Source organism: Streptomyces sp. NPDC055287, assembly GCF_053646035.1.
Genome location: NZ_JBSHNE010000002.1, coordinates 606141 through 622461, shown reverse-complemented (window position 1 = coordinate 622461; position 16321 = coordinate 606141). Strand labels below are relative to the sequence as shown.

The 16321-nt window shown below is 70.1% G+C and carries 11 protein-coding genes; 3 read left to right on the top strand and 8 right to left on the bottom strand.

The window, feature by feature from the left end:
* Positions 1-71: 71 nt before the first annotated feature.
* Both pruA and ACWIHY_RS06070 read right to left on the bottom strand, forming a co-directional pair.
* Positions 72-1703 (bottom strand): L-glutamate gamma-semialdehyde dehydrogenase, encoded by a 1632-nt coding sequence (pruA, locus tag ACWIHY_RS06075; protein ID WP_454374380.1) that lies wholly within the window; start codon positions 1701-1703, stop codon positions 72-74.
* A 57-nt stretch (positions 1704-1760) separates the two neighbouring features.
* Entirely contained in the window at positions 1761-2687 is a 927-nt protein-coding gene (locus tag ACWIHY_RS06070; protein ID WP_454374379.1) for a proline dehydrogenase family protein, read from the bottom strand.
* 172 nt (positions 2688-2859) lie between these two features.
* On the opposite strand from ACWIHY_RS06070, the gene ACWIHY_RS06065 reads away from it, so the two are divergent.
* Positions 2860-3996 (top strand): PucR family transcriptional regulator, encoded by a 1137-nt coding sequence (locus tag ACWIHY_RS06065; RefSeq protein WP_454374433.1) that lies wholly within the window; start codon positions 2860-2862, stop codon positions 3994-3996.
* Positions 3997-4078: 82 nt separating this feature from the next.
* Here ACWIHY_RS06065 and serA read toward each other — a convergent pair whose 3' ends face one another.
* The 6 genes from serA to ACWIHY_RS06035 all read right to left on the bottom strand — a co-directional run bounded on the left by serA (position 4079) and on the right by ACWIHY_RS06035 (position 13820).
* Entirely contained in the window at positions 4079-5671 is a 1593-nt protein-coding gene (gene serA, locus ACWIHY_RS06060) for a phosphoglycerate dehydrogenase (protein WP_454374378.1), read from the bottom strand.
* 237 nt (positions 5672-5908) lie between these two features.
* Positions 5909-6910 carry a ketol-acid reductoisomerase gene (ilvC, locus tag ACWIHY_RS06055; protein ID WP_454374377.1) on the bottom strand — a complete coding sequence of 334 codons (1002 nt, stop codon included), beginning with the start codon at positions 6908-6910 and terminating at the stop codon, positions 5909-5911.
* Positions 6911-7011: 101 nt separating this feature from the next.
* Positions 7012-7539 carry an acetolactate synthase small subunit gene (gene ilvN / locus ACWIHY_RS06050; protein ID WP_069933100.1) on the bottom strand — a complete coding sequence of 176 codons (528 nt, stop codon included), beginning with the start codon at positions 7537-7539 and terminating at the stop codon, positions 7012-7014.
* A 26-nt stretch (positions 7540-7565) separates the two neighbouring features.
* Positions 7566-9425, bottom strand: coding sequence for an acetolactate synthase large subunit (locus ACWIHY_RS06045; protein ID WP_454374376.1), 1860 nt, complete (start codon positions 9423-9425; stop codon positions 7566-7568).
* Positions 9426-9631: 206 nt separating this feature from the next.
* Positions 9632-12550, bottom strand: a complete 2919-nt coding sequence (locus tag ACWIHY_RS06040) for a putative bifunctional diguanylate cyclase/phosphodiesterase (RefSeq protein ID WP_454374375.1) — start codon at positions 12548-12550, stop codon at positions 9632-9634.
* Positions 12551-12881: 331 nt separating this feature from the next.
* Complete coding sequence (locus ACWIHY_RS06035) at positions 12882-13820, bottom strand: 2-hydroxyacid dehydrogenase (RefSeq protein ID WP_454374374.1); 939 nt, start codon at positions 13818-13820, stop codon at positions 12882-12884.
* Between the two features lie 75 nt (positions 13821-13895).
* Here ACWIHY_RS06035 and ACWIHY_RS06030 point away from each other — a divergent pair, with 75 nt between their 5' ends.
* Together ACWIHY_RS06030 and ACWIHY_RS06025 are read left to right on the top strand one after the other, a co-directional pair.
* The gene (locus ACWIHY_RS06030) at positions 13896-14888 is read left to right on the top strand and encodes an aldo/keto reductase (RefSeq protein WP_454374373.1); all 993 of its coding nucleotides are present in this window, start codon (positions 13896-13898) and stop codon (positions 14886-14888) included.
* 154 nt (positions 14889-15042) lie between these two features.
* Positions 15043-16221 carry a PQQ-dependent sugar dehydrogenase gene (locus ACWIHY_RS06025; RefSeq protein WP_454374372.1) on the top strand — a complete coding sequence of 393 codons (1179 nt, stop codon included), beginning with the start codon at positions 15043-15045 and terminating at the stop codon, positions 16219-16221.
* The last annotated feature ends 100 nt before the right edge of the window (positions 16222-16321 follow it).

Sequence of the window (16321 nt, the reverse complement as noted above, 5' to 3'; positions counted from 1 at the left end):
GTCCGGCGTGGGGGCCGGGACGGGGGCGGAGCTTCGCGGGGCGCGCGAGGGGGCCGCGCGCGGGGGGCTGGTCAGCCCTGGTGCGGGTAGGTGTAGTCGGTCGGCGGGACCAGGGTCTCCTTGATGGCCCGGGTCAGGGTCCAGCGCTGGAGGTTCTGCGGGGCGCCGGCCTTGTCGTTGGTGCCGGACGCGCGGCCGCCGCCGAAGGGCTGCTGGCCGACGACGGCGCCGGTCGACTTGTCGTTGATGTAGAAGTTGCCCGCGGCGTAGCGGAGCTTGTCCATCGTGTACGCGGCCGCCGCGCGGTCACCGGAGATGACGGCGCCGGTCAGGGCGTAGTCGGACGCCGACTCCATCTGCTCCAGCATGGCGTCGTACTTCTCGTCCTCGTAGACGTGGACCGCGAGGATCGGGCCGAAGTACTCGGTCGTGAAGACCTCGTTCTCCGGGTCGGTGCACGCGATGACCGTCGGGCGGACGAAGTAGCCGACCGAGTCGTCGTACGTGCCGCCCGCGACGATCGTGCACGTCGGGTCAGCGGCGGCGCGGTCGATCGCGGCCTTGTTCTTGGCGAACGAACGCTCGTCGATGACGGCGCCGATGAAGTGCGACAGGTCGGTGACGTCGCCCATGGTGATGGCGTCGACCTCGGTCGCGAACTCCTCCTTGAAGCCGGAGTTCCAGATCGAGGCCGGGACGTACGCACGCGAGGACGCGGAGCACTTCTGACCCTGGAACTCGAACGAGCCACGGGTCAGCGCGGTCTTCAGGATCGCGCGGTCGGCGCTCGGGTGCGCGACGACGAAGTCCTTGCCGCCCGTCTCACCGACGAGACGCGGGTACGTGCGGTACTTCTCGATGTTGTTGCCGACCGTCTTCCACAGGTACTGGAAGGTCTTGGTCGAGCCGGTGAAGTGGATACCGGCCAGGTCACGGTGGTTGAGGGCGACCTCGGAGACCTCGATGCCGTCACCGGTGACGAGGTTGATGACGCCCTTGGGCAGACCGGCCTCCTCCAGCAGCTGCATCAGCAGCACGGCGGCGTGCGTCTGCGTCGGGGACGGCTTCCAGACCACGACGTTGCCCATCAGGGCGGGAGCGGTCGGCAGGTTGCCGGCGATCGCCGTGAAGTTGAAGGGCGTGATCGCGTAGACGAAGCCCTCCAGCGGACGGTGGTCCAGCCGGTTCCACACACCCGGGGAGTTCGCCGGCGGCTGCTCGGCGAGCAGGTCACGGGCGTACTTGACGTTGAAGCGCCAGAAGTCGACGAGCTCGCACGGGGTGTCGATCTCGGCCTGCTGGACGGTCTTCGACTGGCCGAGCATGGTCGAGGCGGCGAGCGTCTCGCGCCACGGGCCCGACAGCAGCTCGGCGGCGCGCAGGATGATCGCGGCGCGGTCGTCGAAGGACATCGCGCGCCACGCCGGAGCGGCGGCCAGGGCCGCGTCGATCGCGTCCCGCGCGTCCTGCTGCGTGGCGTGGGCGGCGGTGCCGAGGACGGCCTTGTGGTTGTGCGGCTGTACGACGTCGAAACGCTCGCCGCCACCCATCCGCTTCTCACCGTTGATCGTCATCGGGAGGTCGACGGGGTTCTCGGCCAGCTCCTTGAGCTTGACTTCGAGGCGTGCGCGCTCCGGCGAACCGGGGGCGTACGTGTGCACCGGCTCGTTGACCGGGGCGGGGACCTGGGTCACAGCGTCCATGAGTTCCTTGACTCCTTGGTGAGGGGTGGAAGGGCTCGGCCCTAAGGTCAGCCTGGGTCAGTTTTTGGTGATCATCGAGCGGACGAAGAACAGCAGGTTGGCCGGCTTCTCCGCGAGGCGTCGCATGAAGTAGCCGTACCAGTCGGTGCCGTACGCGGTGTACACACGCATCCGGTGGCCCTCTGCCGCGAGCCGCACGTGCTCTTCGCTGCGGATCCCGTACAGCATCTGGAATTCGTACTCATCCAGTTTGCGCCCCGCACGCCGGGCGAGCTCCTGACTGACGGCGATCAGTCGCGGATCGTGGGACCCGATCATCGGGTAGCCGTCGCCCGCCATGAGAATCTTCAGGACGCGTACGTACGCCTGGTCGATCTCGGCCTTGTCCTGGAACGCGACGGTGGCCGGCTCCTTGTAGGCGCCCTTGACGATACGGACCCGGCTGCCGGCCCCGGACAGGCGGCGCGCGTCGTCCTCGGTGCGGAACAGGTACGCCTGGATCGCACAGCCGGTCTGCGGGAAGTCCTTCCGCAGCTCCTCGTGGATGGCGAACATCGAGTCCAGGGTGGTGTGGTCCTCCGCGTCCAGCGTGACCGTGGTGCCGATCGCGGCGGCCGCCTCGACGACCGGGCGGACGTTGGCGAGCGCCAGCTCGTGGCCACCCTCCAGCGCCTGGCCGAACATCGACAGCTTGACCGACATCTCGGCCCGCTCGCCCAGGCCCAGGCCCTTGAGGTGATCGATCAGCTCGAGGTACGCGTCACGGGCGGCGGACGCCTGCTCGCGGGTGGTGATGTCCTCGCCCACGACGTCCAGGGTGACTTCGAGACCCTTGTCGGCGGCGTCCTGGACGATCGGAAGGACCTGGTCGACCGTCTCACCGGCGATGAACCGGGCCACGACCTGTTTGGTGCCCGGGGCAGCCGACACGAAGCGGCGCATTTTGTCGCTGCGCGAAGCGGCGAGGATCACGGGACCCAGCACGGGGCACCTCCACGGAAAAGGCTTGAAGGGGGCCGTGACCAGGCAATTCGGTACGGCACGGATAACCACCGTGAAATCTAAGGATCGCTCGCCCGGCGAACCATCGACAGCTGTCACGCATCCGTGTCCCGTATCTCATACAGATGTCTGAAGGAATGCGAGAATGGGAAGCGTGAAAGGCGATTACCAGGACCTTGTCGACGAGATCTCGGCGCTGCTCGGCGCACCCGCGACGCTGGAGGACCGCGACTTCCGGCTGATCGCCTTCGGCGCGCACGACAGCGACGACGACACCTCCATGGACCCCGTCCGCACGCGCTCGATCCTCACCCGCCGCTCCACGGCCGAGGTCCGCGCCTGGTTCGAGAAGTTCGGCATCGCCACGGCGGAGAGTCCCGTGTACATCCCCGCCGACCCCGCCGCGGGCGTCCTGCGCGGCCGGCTGTGCCTTCCCGTACGGCATCGGGACGTCGTCCACGGTTACGTGTGGCTCCTCGCCGGGGACGACGGTCCGCCGGGACCCGTACCGGCCACGGCGATGGCGGTCTGCGCCCGGATCGGCGAGCTTCTGGCGGACGAGGCCCGCGCCCGCGCCGACCTCGGCCCGCATCTGCTGACCCTGCTCACCTCGGACTCCGCCGACAGCCGGGCCGCCGCGCTCGCCTCGCTGGGGGCGGCGCTGGGCGACTCGGCTCCGTACGCCCTGCTGTGCGTCGCACCCTGGGCGCAGCCCGTGCCGGGTCTACGCACGGTCCCGGGCGCCGCCGCGCTGTCCCTGCTTCCGGTGCCGGGCCCGGCGGGCCCGCGCCTCGCCGCCCTGATCCGGCTCCGTGCGCCCGCCGACCTCTCCCCCGCGCACCAGGCGGCGCGCAATCTGCTCGCCCCGGCGGGCCCGGTCGCCGGCATCGGCAATCCCGTACGCGCCCTGGACGACCTGCCGGGCGCCTGGCGCGAAGCCTCCGCCGCGGCCCGTGCGGCGCTGGCCCGCCCGCACCTCGGACCGGTCGCGGAGTGGTCGGGGATCGGCCCCTACCGCCTGCTGGCCGCGCTCCCGGACAGCGGGCCCGGCCACCCGGTGGACCCGGCCGTACGTCCGCTGCTCGAACCGGCGCACGCCGAGCTCGCCCGTACGGCGGAGGCGTTCCTGGACTGCGCGGGCCAGGCCGGCCGCACCGCGAGCGCCCTGAACATCCACCGCCAGACGCTCTACTACCGCCTGTCCCGCGTGGAACAGCTCACCGGTCTCGACCTCCACGACGGCGAGGACCGGCTGCTGCTGCACATGTCCCTCAAGGCCGCCCGCCTGTAAGGCGTCGTCCCCGCCCCGGACGCACCGGTGCCCGGGACGCGGCGGGCGTCCCGGGCACCGGAGCCGGGCTGGTTCGGCGGGGTCAGCTCGCGAGGTTCACGAAGCGGGCCGAGGCCGCGCCGATCTCATCGGCGATCTCCGCCAGAACCGCCGGCGGAACCGTGTCGTCCACCGAAAGGACGGCCAGTGCCTCGCCGCCCTGGTCCGCACGCGAGACCTGCATGCCGGCGATGTTCAGACCACCCTCGCCGAGGATGCGGCCGACGGTGCCGACGACACCCGGGCGGTCCTGGTAGCGCAGGACGACCATGTGGTCGGCCAGCGTCAGGTCGATGTCGTGCTCACCGATGCCGACGATCTTCTGAAGGTGCTTCGGGCCCGACAGCGTGCCGGAGACCGAGACCTCGTCGCCGCCGGAGAGCGTGCCGCGCACAGTGACGACGTTCTTGTGGTCCGGGGACTCCGAGCTCGTCGTGAGGCGGACCTCCACGCCGCGCTCCTGCGCGAAGAGCGGCGCGTTGACGTAGCTCACCGTCTCGTCGACGACGTCCTCGAACACGCCCTTGAGGGCGGACAGTTCGAGCACCTTGACGTCGTACTGCGTGATCTCGCCGTACACCTCGACGTCGAGACGCACCGCGACCTCGCCCGCGAGCGCCGTGAACATCCGGCCGAGCTTCTCGGCGAGCGGCAGACCGGGGCGTACGTCCTCGGCGATGACACCGCCCTGGACGTTGACCGCGTCCGGCACGAGCTCACCGGCGAGGGCGAGGCGCACGGACTTGGCGACCGCGATGCCCGCCTTCTCCTGGGCCTCGTCGGTGGAGGCGCCGAGGTGCGGCGTGCAGACGACCTGGTCGAGCTCGAAGAGCGGGGAGTCGGTGCACGGCTCCTTCGCGTACACGTCGAGGCCCGCGCCGGCGACTCGGCCCTCCTTGAGGGCGGAGTACAGCGCCGCCTCGTCGACGATCCCGCCGCGCGCGGCGTTGACGATGCGTACGGCCGGCTTGACCTTGTGCAGCGCCTCGTCGCCGATGAGGCCGAGCGTCTCGGGCGTCTTGGGCAGGTGCACCGTGATGAAGTCCGCGACCTCCAGCAGCTCGTCGAGCGAGAGCAGCTTGACGCCCATCTGGGCGGCGCGCGCGGGCTGTACGTAGGGGTCGTACGCGACGATCTTCATGCCGAAGGCCGACATGCGCTGTGCGACCAGGACACCGATGCGGCCGAGGCCGACGACACCGAGGATCTTCTCGCTCAGCTCGACGCCGGTGTACTTCGAGCGCTTCCACTCGCCGTTCTTCAGAGCGGTGTTGGCCTGGGGGATGTTGCGCGCGGTGGCGACGAGCAGGCCGCAGGCGAGCTCGGCGGCGGTGACGATGTTGGACGTCGGCGCGTTGACGACCATGACGCCGGCCTTGGTGGCGGCGGAGACGTCGACGTTGTCGAGGCCGACACCGGCGCGGGCGACGACGCGGAGCTTCTTCGCCACGGCGATCGCCTCGGCGTCGACCTTGGTGGCGGAGCGGACGAGAATCGCGTCCACGTCGGCGATGGCCGGCAGGAGCTCTGCCCGGTCGGCGCCGTTGCAGTGCCGGATCTCGAAGTCCGGGCCCAGGGCGTCGACTGTGGCCGGCGACAGCTCTTCAGCGATGAGTACGACAGGTTTCGAGCTCACGTGAGTCCTCACTGGTCCTATGCGGACGGCCGTCCCGACGGCCGCAGGCGGTGGAGGGGCTAGCCGCGTGGAAGACGCACGACGCTGTGGGCCTGACGCGTGTATGTAAGAAGCAGTCTAGTGGCGCCGGACGTCTGGTCTTCCGCCGCAGCGGAAGGATCACCCGTCCGTGGCTGGACGTTCTGTCCAGCTGCGCACAAGGGCCGCGGCGACACGCCGCGGCCCCGTGCCCGAGGCTTACGCCTCGTCGTTGTCGACCCAGCTCATGAGCTTGCGGAGCTCCTTGCCGGTGGTCTCCAGCAGGTGCTCGGAGTCCTGCGTCTTGTACTCGTTGTACTTCTTCAGACCGCCGTGGTACTCGTCCATCCAGTTCTTGGCGAACGTGCCGTCCTGGATCTCGGCGAGGACCTTCTTCATCTCGGCCTTGGTCTGGTCCGTAACGACGCGCGGGCCGGTGATGTAGTCGCCCCACTCGGCGGTCTCGGAGACCGACCAGCGCATCTTCTCCAGGCCGCCCTCGTACATGAGGTCCACGATGAGCTTCAGCTCGTGGAGGCACTCGAAGTACGCGATCTCCGGCTGGTAGCCGGCCTCGACCAGGGTCTCGAAGCCCGCCTTGACGAGCGCCGACGCGCCGCCGCAGAGCACGGCCTGCTCACCGAACAGGTCGGTCTCGGTCTCCTCGGTGAAGGTCGTCTTGATGACGCCCGCGCGGGTGCCGCCGATGGCCTTGGCGTACGAGAGGGCCAGCGCGAAGGCGCTGCCGGTGGCGTCCTGCTCGACGGCGGCGATCGCCGGAACGCCGCGGCCTTCCTCGTACTGACGGCGGACCAGGTGACCCGGGCCCTTCGGGGCGACCAGGGCGACGTCGACGCCGGCCGGGGCCTTGATGAAGCCGAAGCGGACGTTGAAGCCGTGGGCGAAGAACAGCGCGTCGCCGTCCTTCAGGTTGTCCTTGACGGACTCCTCGTAGACCTGGGCCTGGATCGGGTCCGGGATCAGGATCATGATGACGTCGGCCTCGGCGGAAGCCTGCGCCGGCGTGACGACGCGCAGGCCCTGCTCCTCGGCCTTCGCCTTGGACTTGGAGCCCTCGTGCAGACCGACGCGGACGTCGACACCCGAGTCACGGAGCGACAGCGCGTGGGCGTGGCCCTGGCTGCCGTAACCGATCACCGCGACCTTGCGGCCCTGGATGATGGACAGGTCGGCATCGTCGTCGTAGAACAGCTCGGCCACTTGGATTCTCCTTGTGTGCTGGTTGTGCGTCCCACCGTACGGCGGGGTGCGGAAAGAAAGACGTTGGGTCTCGCTATACGAACAGCGGGACCGGATTTCGGTCAGGCCGAACGGTCGAGGGCCCGCAGGCTGCGGTCCGTGATCGACCGGGAGCCGCGCCCTATGGCGATCGTTCCGGACTGGACGAGCTCCTTGATGCCGAACTGCTCCAGCATCTTGAGCATCGCTTCGAGCTTGTCGGCGCCGCCGGTTGCCTCGATGGTCACGGCCTCCGGGGACACGTCGACGGTCTTGGCGCGGAACAGCTGGACGATCTCGACGATCTGCGAGCGCGTCTCGTTGTCGGCCCGCACCTTCACGAGGACGAGCTCACGCTGGATCGCGGCGCCGGGCTCGAGTTCGACGATCTTCAGTACGTTGACGAGCTTGTTCAGCTGCTTCGTCACCTGTTCGAGCGGCAGCGCCTCGATCACGTTGACCACGATCGTGATGCGCGAGATCTCGGGGTGCTCGGTGGTGCCCACCGCGAGGGAGTCGATGTTGAACCCGCGGCGGGAGAACAGGGCCGTGATCCGCGCGAGGACGCCCGGCTTGTTCTCGACCAGGACGGAGAGGGTGTGCTTGGACATGGGCTTTAAGTCTCTCTCTCGTCTGCTCAGTCGTCTTCGTTGTCGCCGAAGTCGGGGCGCACCCCGCGGGCGGCCATGACCTCGTCGTTCGACGTGCCCGCGGCCACCATCGGCCAGACCATGGCGTCCTCGTGCACGATGAAGTCGACCACGACCGGGCGGTCGTTGATGGCATTGGCCTCGGCGATGACCTTGTCCAGGTCGGCCGGGTCCTCACAGCGGATCGCGTGGCAGCCCATGGCCTCTGACAGCTTCACGAAGTCCGGGATCCGGGTGCCCGAGCTCGGCTGCTTGCCGTCGGCGTCCGGGCCGCTGTGCAGCACGGTGTTGGAGTAGCGCTGGTTGTAGAAGAGGGTCTGCCACTGGCGGACCATCCCGAGCGCGCCGTTGTTGATGATGGCGACCTTGATCGGGATGTTGTTGAGCGCGCAGGTGGTCAGTTCCTGATTGGTCATCTGGAAGCAGCCGTCGCCGTCGATGGCCCAGACCGTACGGTCCGGCATGCCGGCCTTGGCGCCCATGGCGGCCGGGACGGCGTACCCCATCGTCCCCGCGCCGCCGGAGTTCAGCCAGGTGGCGGGCTGCTCGTACTGGATGAAGTGCGAGGCCCACATCTGGTGCTGGCCGACGCCCGCGGCGTAGATGGTGCCCTCGGGCGCCAGTTGGCCGATGCGCTGGATGACCTGCTGCGGGGAGAGCTGGCCGTTCTCCGGCAGGTCGTAGCCGAGCGGGTAGGTGTCGCGCCAGCGGTTGAGGTCGTTCCACCAGGCGGCGTAGTCGCCGGTGTTGCCCTCGGTGTGCTCGGCCTGGACGGCCTGGACGAGGTCGGCGATGACCTCGCGGGCGTCACCGACGATCGGCACGTCCGCAGCGCGGTTCTTGCCGATCTCGGCCGGGTCGATGTCGGCGTGGACGATCTTGGCGTACGGGGCGAAGCTGTCCAGCTTGCCGGTGACGCGGTCGTCGAATCGGGCGCCGAGGGCGACGATCAGGTCGGCCCGCTGCAGCGCGGTGACGGCGGTGACCGCACCGTGCATGCCCGGCATTCCCACGTGCAGCGGGTGGCTGTCGGGGAAGGAGCCCAGCGCCATCAGGGTGGTGGTGACGGGGGCGCCGGTGAGCTCGGCGAGGACCTTCAGCTCCGCGGTGGCGTTCGCCTTCATGACGCCGCCGCCGACGTACAGCACGGGCCGCTTGGCCTGGACGATCAGCTTGGCGGCCTCGCGGATCTGCTTGGCGTGCGGCTTGGTGACCGGGCGGTAGCCGGGCAGGTCCTGGCTGGGCGGCCAGCTGAAGGTGGTCTTCGCCTGGAGGGCGTCCTTGGCGATGTCGACCAGGACCGGGCCCGGGCGTCCGGTCGAGGCGATGTGGAACGCCTCGGCGATGGTGCGCGGGATGTCCTCGGCCTTGGTGACCAGGAAGTTGTGCTTGGTGATCGGCATCGTGATGCCGACGATGTCCGCCTCCTGGAAGGCGTCCGTGCCGATCGCCTTGGAGGCGACCTGGCCGGTGATCGCGACCATGGGGACGGAGTCCATGTGGGCGTCGGCGATCGGCGTGACCAGGTTCGTCGCGCCGGGCCCCGAAGTGGCCATGCACACGCCGACCTTGCCGGTGGCCTGCGCGTAACCGGTGGCCGCGTGACCGGCGCCCTGCTCGTGGCGGACCAGCACGTGGCGGACCTTGGTGGAGTCCATCAGCGGGTCGTACGCCGGCAGGATGGCGCCGCCGGGAATCCCGAATACCGTGTCGGCCCCCACTTCCTCGAGGGAGCGGATGAGCGACTGCGCGCCCGTCACGTGCTCGACAGTGGTGGCGTGGTGTCCGCCGTTACGGGGCCGCGGCTGCGGATGGTGGGCCCCGGAGGCCTGCTCGGTCATCGGCATTCTCTTCTCGAAGCTGAGGGTTTTGCGAGGGTTTGGGGAGTGCCAGTGCAACAAAAAACCCCCCGTGCCGTGAGGCAAGCGAGGGGAGCGCGCCGGTGCGGTCTGCAGAGCTGCATTGTGCGAGCTCGGCTTCAGCCGACGCGCTTTCCAAGTACGAGAATTCGGGTGCGCATGGCACTGACCCTCCCTCCGGCGGCCGGTGCCTGTCAAGTAGGTGGGACGGGCGTCTCATTATTTGAGCACATTGGAGGGTGTGTGATCGTTTCGCTTCCGTTCCCGCCCACATGACGTACGGGAAGTGATCCACCCGAACCGCCGGCCAGGACGGACAGCGCCACCCCGCCCGGCACCGGGAACGATCCGCGGACCAGCGCCCGCCGCAGCCGGTACTCGTCGAGCGGGCCCGAGAAGGCCATTCCCTGGCCGTGCGTGCACCCCATGGCGCGCAGGGCGAGCACCTGCTCCGGCACGTCCACGCCGTCCGCCACGGACTGCATCCCGAGGTCGCAGGCGATCCGCAGCAGCCCGCTGGTGATCTTGTGCAGCCGGGCGGACTCGACGACGCCCTCGACCAGCCCGCGGTCCAGTTTCAGTACGTCGACGGGAAGCCGGCGCAGCGCGTTGATGGCGGCGTAACCGCTGCCGAATCCGTCCAGCGCGATCCGCACCCCGAGCCTGCGCAGCGCCACCAGGCGCCGCTCCAGTTCCTCGAAGGAGATCCGGGGGTCGCTGTCGGCCAGCTCGATGATCAGCGAGCCGGACGGCAGCCCGTGCCGGGTGAGGAGGGCCTCGATGGAGCCGAGCGGCAGCGACTTGTCCACGAGTCTGCGGGCCGAGAGCCGGACCGTCACGGGCGCTTCGTGGCCCGCCCGGTTGCGCTCCGCCGCCTGCTCGACCGCCTCTTCGAGGAGCCAGCGGCCGAGCTCGGCCGTCCGGGCGCCCTCCTGGGCGTCCCCGTTGTCGGCCACACGCAGGAACTCGGCGGGTGTGAAGAGGATGCCCTGGCTGGAGCGCCAGCGGGCCTGGGCGGCGACGGACGTCACCTGCCCGGTGGTCAGGCTCACCACCGGCTGGTGGAGCAGCGCGAACTCGCCGTCGTGGAGCGCGGTGCGCAGCCGGGTGGCCAGTTCGGTCCTGCGGACCACCTCGGCCTGCATCTGCGGCGCGTACAGCTCGACCCGGTCCTTGCCGCCTGCCTTCGCCCGGTACATGGCGAGGTCGGCGTTGCGCATGAGGTCGGTGGGGCTGATGCCGGGCTCGGCGAAGGCGACCCCGATGGAGGCGGCGACCCGTACCTCGTTGCCGTCGATCCGATACGGCTGAGAGAGCGTGAGGCGCAGCCGGTCGGCGATCTCGTGGACCTGGCATTCGCGGGCGGCCTGGTCCCTGGAGCCCTCACCGACGATCAGGGCGGCGAATTCGTCGCCGCCGAGCCGGGCCGCGGTGTCGCCCGCCCGCACCGAGTCCTGGAGGCGCCGGGCGGCCTGGATCAGCAGCTCGTCGCCGGCCTGGTGGCCGATGGTGTCGTTCACCGCCTTGAAGCCGTCGAGGTCGATGAAGAGCACGGCCGTGCCGGGATCGCCGACGCGCCGACCGCTGAGAGCCTGGCGGACGCGGGCGGTGAACAGGGCGCGGTTGGGCAGGTCGGTCAGCGGGTCGTGCTCGGCGTTGTGCTGGAGCTGGGCCTGGAGGCGGACCCGCTCGGTCACGTCCCGGCTGTTGAAGATCAGGCCGCCCTGGTGCCGGTTGACGGTCGACTCGACATTCAGCCACTCCCCCGTGCCCGACTTGAAGCGGCACTCGATGCGGGTGGTCGGCTCCTCGGAGGGAGGCGCGGCCAGAAAGCGGCGTACTTCGTGGACGACCCTGCCCAGGTCCTCCGCGTGGATGAGCGAGGCGAGCTCGGATCCGATCAGCTCCTCCGCCTCGCGTCCGTAGACGCCGGACGCGGCCGGGCTGACGTACCGCAATATGCCGGTCGGTGCGGCGATCATGATGACGTCGCTCGATCCCTGCACCAGGGAGCGGAAGTGGTTCTCCTTCTGCGCCAGTTCCTGGGTGAGGGAGATGTTGTCGACGAGCATGATGCCCTGGCGGACGACCAGAGCGAGCACGACCGTACAACCGGTGAAGACCACGACCCGGTCCACGCGGCGGCCCTCGATGACGTTGTAGAGGATGCCGAGCGTGCAGACGGCGGCGGCGAGGTACGGCGTGAGGGCGGCCAGCGAGCCGCCGATGGGGCGGCTGCCGGCATGGCGGCTGCCACTACTGCGGCTGCCGGTATTGCGGCTGCCCCGGTTGTACGGAGCACCCTCCCCCCAGTGCCCCGCGCGGCGCGCGCCCCAGGGCGCGTAGGCGAGGAGCAGCGAGCCGGCGAACCAGCCCGCGTCGAGAAGCTGGCCCGAGCGGTAGTTCTCGCGCAGCAGGGGCGAGGTGAACAGCGCGTCGCACAGCACCGTCAGGGCGAGGGCCGCGATCGCCGTGTTGATCGCCGTGCGGTTGGTGTGTGAGCGCCGGAAGTGCAGCGCGAGCACCATGCTGACCAGGGCGATGTCGAGCAGTGGGTACGCCAGGGAGAGCGCGGCGTGGGCCGTGCTCTCGGCCTGGAAGTGCGCGGTGTGCGCTAGAGCGAGGCTCCAGGAGAGCGTGAGCAGCGAGCCGCCGATGAGCCAGGAGTCGAGCGCGAGGCAGACCCAGCCGGCGCGCGTGACGGGGCGCTTGGCGAGGACCAGCAGGCCGACGATGGCGGGCGGACCGAAGCAGAGGAAGAACAGGTCGGCGTAGGACGGCGAAGGAACCTCGCGCTCCAGTACCACTTCGTACCAGCCCCACACGGCGTTCCCGCAGGCCGCCATCGCGGAGGAGACCGCGAACAGCAGCCAGGCGGGTCGAAAGCGGCTCTCCCGCGCGCGGGCGTAGAGGAAACAGGAGACCGCGGCGATCAGGGCGGCGGCGGCGAGGCCGAAGTCGCCCATGATCAGCGCCACCTGGGCGGAGCCCCAGCCGAGGGCCGAGCCGACGGCGTAGGCGCCGCAGATCAGCGCGAGGCAGAGCTGCGGGAGCAGGCTCCCCCCGCTGCCGGGCACCTGCTGCCGGGTGAGGAGCGCTCCCGGGGCACTCACCGGGCCACCTTGGTGCGCGGCGCCGCAGGTGCCGCGTAGGCGGGCAGCGGTGGCGGCGTGTCCGCCGGATGGCACGGGGGTTGTCGCCGGTGGCCCCGCCGCGTCGGATCCTTGGTCCATTCGCCGTGCATCGCCCGTCGCCCCCCTCACAGTCCGGTCGCTCCCCAGCGCCGTGACAATGCGCGGCGCAGCCCCTTGGTCCGGACGATACACCAATCCCGTCACTCAGGGACATACTCCCTCTACTCTCCGTGACCACCAGGTACGCTATCGGCACGCCGCGCATTCGGGTGGCTTCGGAGTGTGTTCGTGAGGCCTTCGGTGCGTCCTCTCAGGAAGTGGTGAGGACGACGTTGCGCAGCGGCTCCCCGGCGGCGAACCGGGTGAGCTGGCCAGCCATCAGGCGCTTGGCGCGCGGCATGAAGGCCGAAGTGCTGCCCCCCACGTGGGGGCTTATGAGGAGACCGGGCGCGTGCCACAGGGGGTGGCCTGCGGGAAGCGGCTCGGGGTCGGTGACGTCGAGGGCGGCACGCAGCCGGCCCGCTTCGAGCTCGGCGAGGAGCGCCTTGGTGTCGACGACGGGGCCGCGCGAGACGTTGACCAGCAGTGCCCCGTCCTTCATGCGCGACAGGAAACCGGCGTTCACCAGTCCCTGGGTCGCCTCGGTGAGCGGGGTGGAGAGAATCACGACGTCGGCGGAGGGCAGCAGTCCGGGCAGCTCGGACAGTGGATGCACCGGGCCGCGCTCCGTTGTACGGGCGGAGCGCGCGACGCGCGCCACCCGCGCACACTCGAACGGCGTGAGCCGGTCCTCGATGGCCGCGCCGATGGAGCCGTAACCGACGATGAGAACGGACTTGTCGGCGAGCGCGGGATAGAAGCCGGCCCGCCATTCCTCCTGGTCCTGGCCGCGCACGAACCCGGGGATGCCCCGCAGCGAAGCGAGGACCAGCGCGAGCGTGAGCTCGGCTGTGCTCGCCTCGTGGACGCCTCGGGCATTGCACAGCTGCACTCCGGCGTGCAGATCCGCGAGACCGGGCTCGACGTGGTCGATGCCTGCGGAGAGCGTCTGCATGGCCCGTACGGACGTCATCGCGGCCAGCGGGCGCACCGCGATCTCGGGGCCCTTCATGTACGGGACGACATAGAAGACGCAGTCGGCGGGATCGGCGGGAAAGTCCTGGCCACCGTCCCAGAAGCGGTAATTGAACCCGTCGGGAAGAGCGTCTGTCTCGGCGGCGGGGACGGGCAGCCATACGTCTGAAGTCATGGTCAGGAGGCTATGCGAAGGGCGGCGGAGTGCAGAGGTTAGTTTTGGGAGGGGCAGAGGGAGGGGTACGGGGAGTTGGAGCGCAGGACAATCGGTGCGGCAGCGCTCGAAGTGGGCGCGATCGGACTGGGATGCATGCCGATGAGCTGGGCGTACACCGGCTCGCAGCAGCGCGGGGACCGGTCGCTTCGTACCGTGCACGCGGCGCTCGACGCGGGGTCCAGCCTGCTGGACACGGCGGACATGTACGGGCCCTTCACCAATGAGCTGCTGCTGGGGCGGGTACTCAGGGAGCGGCGTGCCGATGCCTTCGTCTCGACCAAGTGCGGGCTGCTCGTGGGTGATCAGCACATCGTCGCCAATGGGCGCCCGGGGTACGTACGGCGGGCCTGTGACGCTTCGCTGCGGCGGCTGCAGACCGACGTGATCGACCTCTACCAGCTGCACCGGCCCGATCCGGAGGTGCCGGTCGAGGAGACCTGGGGCGCGATGGCGGACCTGGTGCGGGCCGGGAAGGTGCGGGCGCTCGGGGTGTGCGCGGTAGGGGCTCGGGCGTCGCGGCGGCCCGGGGCGCGGATGCACGACGAAACGATTCGTCAGCTGGAGCGGGTGCAGCAGGTCTTTCCGGTGAGCGCGGTGGAGGCCGAGCTGTCTGTGTGGTCACCGGAGGCGCTGGCGGCACTGCTGCCGTGGTGCGAGGCACGGGGGGTCGGCCTTCTGGCCGCCATGCCGCTGGGGAACGGCTTTCTGACCGGGACGCTCAAACCGGGGCAGGGCTTCGAGCCGGACGACGTACGGGCCAGGCATCCGCGTTTCACCGCGGAGATGATGGCGGCGAACCAGCCGGTCGTGGCGGGGCTGCGCCGGGTCGCCGAGCGCCATGGCGCGACTCCGGCGCAGGTGGCGCTGGCGTGGGTGCTGGGGCGTGGGCGCCATGTGGTGCCGGTGCCGGGGGCCAAGCACGAGCGGTGGGCCGTACAGAACGCGGGGGCGGCGGCGCTACGGCTGACGACGGAGGATCTGACGGAGATCGCGGAGCTGCCGCCGGCCCGGGGCTCGTGGGACTGAGCGGCCCCGTGGGACCGGCCCGCGCACAGCGGCCCTCGCCCCCACAACCGAAAAGACCCGCTCAACCGGCTGATCCAGAACGGAACCTCCGGGGCACCAGCGGTGTATGAAGAGTGAGAGCCGCTGCCGGTGACGACCGCCGGCCGTCGAAGGGATGCGTACCGTGCAACGTCCTGCTGTGACAGCTGTGTTGGCTGCCTCCGTTCTCCTGCTCACCGCGGGGTGTTCCGGTGCGGACGGGAACGCGCCGGCGCCGAGTGCCACGGACAGCGCGAGTGCGTCGCCGTCGGGTGACGCGTCGGGGCCGGGCTCCGGATCGCGCGCCGAGCCGCCGCCCGCGAAGGGGTCGGCCGAGGTGGCGGGCACGCTCACCGAGGGCCTCAAGTCGCCCTGGGGGCTCGCGGCGCTGCCCGACGGCGATCTGCTGGTCTCCTCGCGCGACGAGGGGACGATCACCCGGGTGGACGGCGAGAGCGGCAAGAAGACAGAAATCGGCACCGTGGCCGGGGTCGCGCCGGCCGGTGAGGGCGGGCTCATGGGCCTGGCCGTCTCGCCTTCCTTCGCCTCCGACCACCTGGTCTACGCGTACTTCACCACCGAGTCCGACAACCGCATCGCCCGCATGCTGTACGACGAGAAGAAGCCCGCCGGGCAGCAACTGGGCGCCCCGGACACCATTTTGAGAGGCATTCCGAAGGGCACCGTCCACAACGGCGGGCGGATCGCCTTCGGCCCCGACAAGATGCTCTACGCCGGGACGGGCGAGACGGGCGACACCGGACTGGCGCAAAACAAGAAGTCGCTGGGCGGCAAGATCCTGCGGATGACCCCGGACGGCGAGCCGGTGCACGGCAATCCGGAGGCGGACTCGGTCGTCTACTCGTACGGGCACCGCAATGTGCAGGGCCTGGCCTGGGACAGCGAGAAGCGGCTGTGGGCGGTCGAATTCGGCCAGAACACCTGGGACGAGCTGAACCAGATCCGCCCCGGCCAGAACTACGGCTGGCCCGAGGTGGAGGGCAAGGGCGGCGAGGAGGGTTTTGTCGACCCGGTCGCGCAGTGGAAGACCTCCGAGGCGTCGCCGAGCGGCATCGCGTACGCCGAGGGTTCCATCTGGATGGCGGCCCTGCGCGGCGAGCGGCTGTGGCGGATTCCGCTGGACGGTGCGGAGCTTGTGGCCGACCCGGAGTCGTTCCTGACCGAGAAGTACGGCCGGCTGCGCACCGTGGTGGCGGCCGGCGGCGACAAGTTGTGGCTGGTCACGAGCGAGACGGACACCCGGGGGACGCCCGAGACGGGCGACGACCGGATCCTGAACCTGGAGGTGAAGTAGCCGGGAGCCCGGTCCTGGGTCCCGCTCCGGCGGCCGGCGCTGCCCCAGTGCCTTTGCCGAGGCCTCCAGCGGAGGCAAGGGCCCGGGGCGGCGGCCGGCT

Coding starts and splice junctions, on each gene's coding strand:
- pruA (WP_454374380.1), bottom strand. CDS start 1,703: ATGGACGCTGTGACCCAGGTCCCCGCCCCGGTCAACGAGCCGGTGCAC.
- ilvN (WP_069933100.1), bottom strand. CDS start 7,539: ATGTCCAAGCACACCCTCTCCGTCCTGGTCGAGAACAAGCCGGGCGTC.
- ACWIHY_RS06045 (WP_454374376.1), bottom strand. CDS start 9,425: ATGCCGATGACCGAGCAGGCCTCCGGGGCCCACCATCCGCAGCCGCGG.
- ACWIHY_RS06035 (WP_454374374.1), bottom strand. CDS start 13,820: ATGACTTCAGACGTATGGCTGCCCGTCCCCGCCGCCGAGACAGACGCT.
- ACWIHY_RS06025 (WP_454374372.1), top strand. CDS start 15,043: ATGCGTACCGTGCAACGTCCTGCTGTGACAGCTGTGTTGGCTGCCTCC.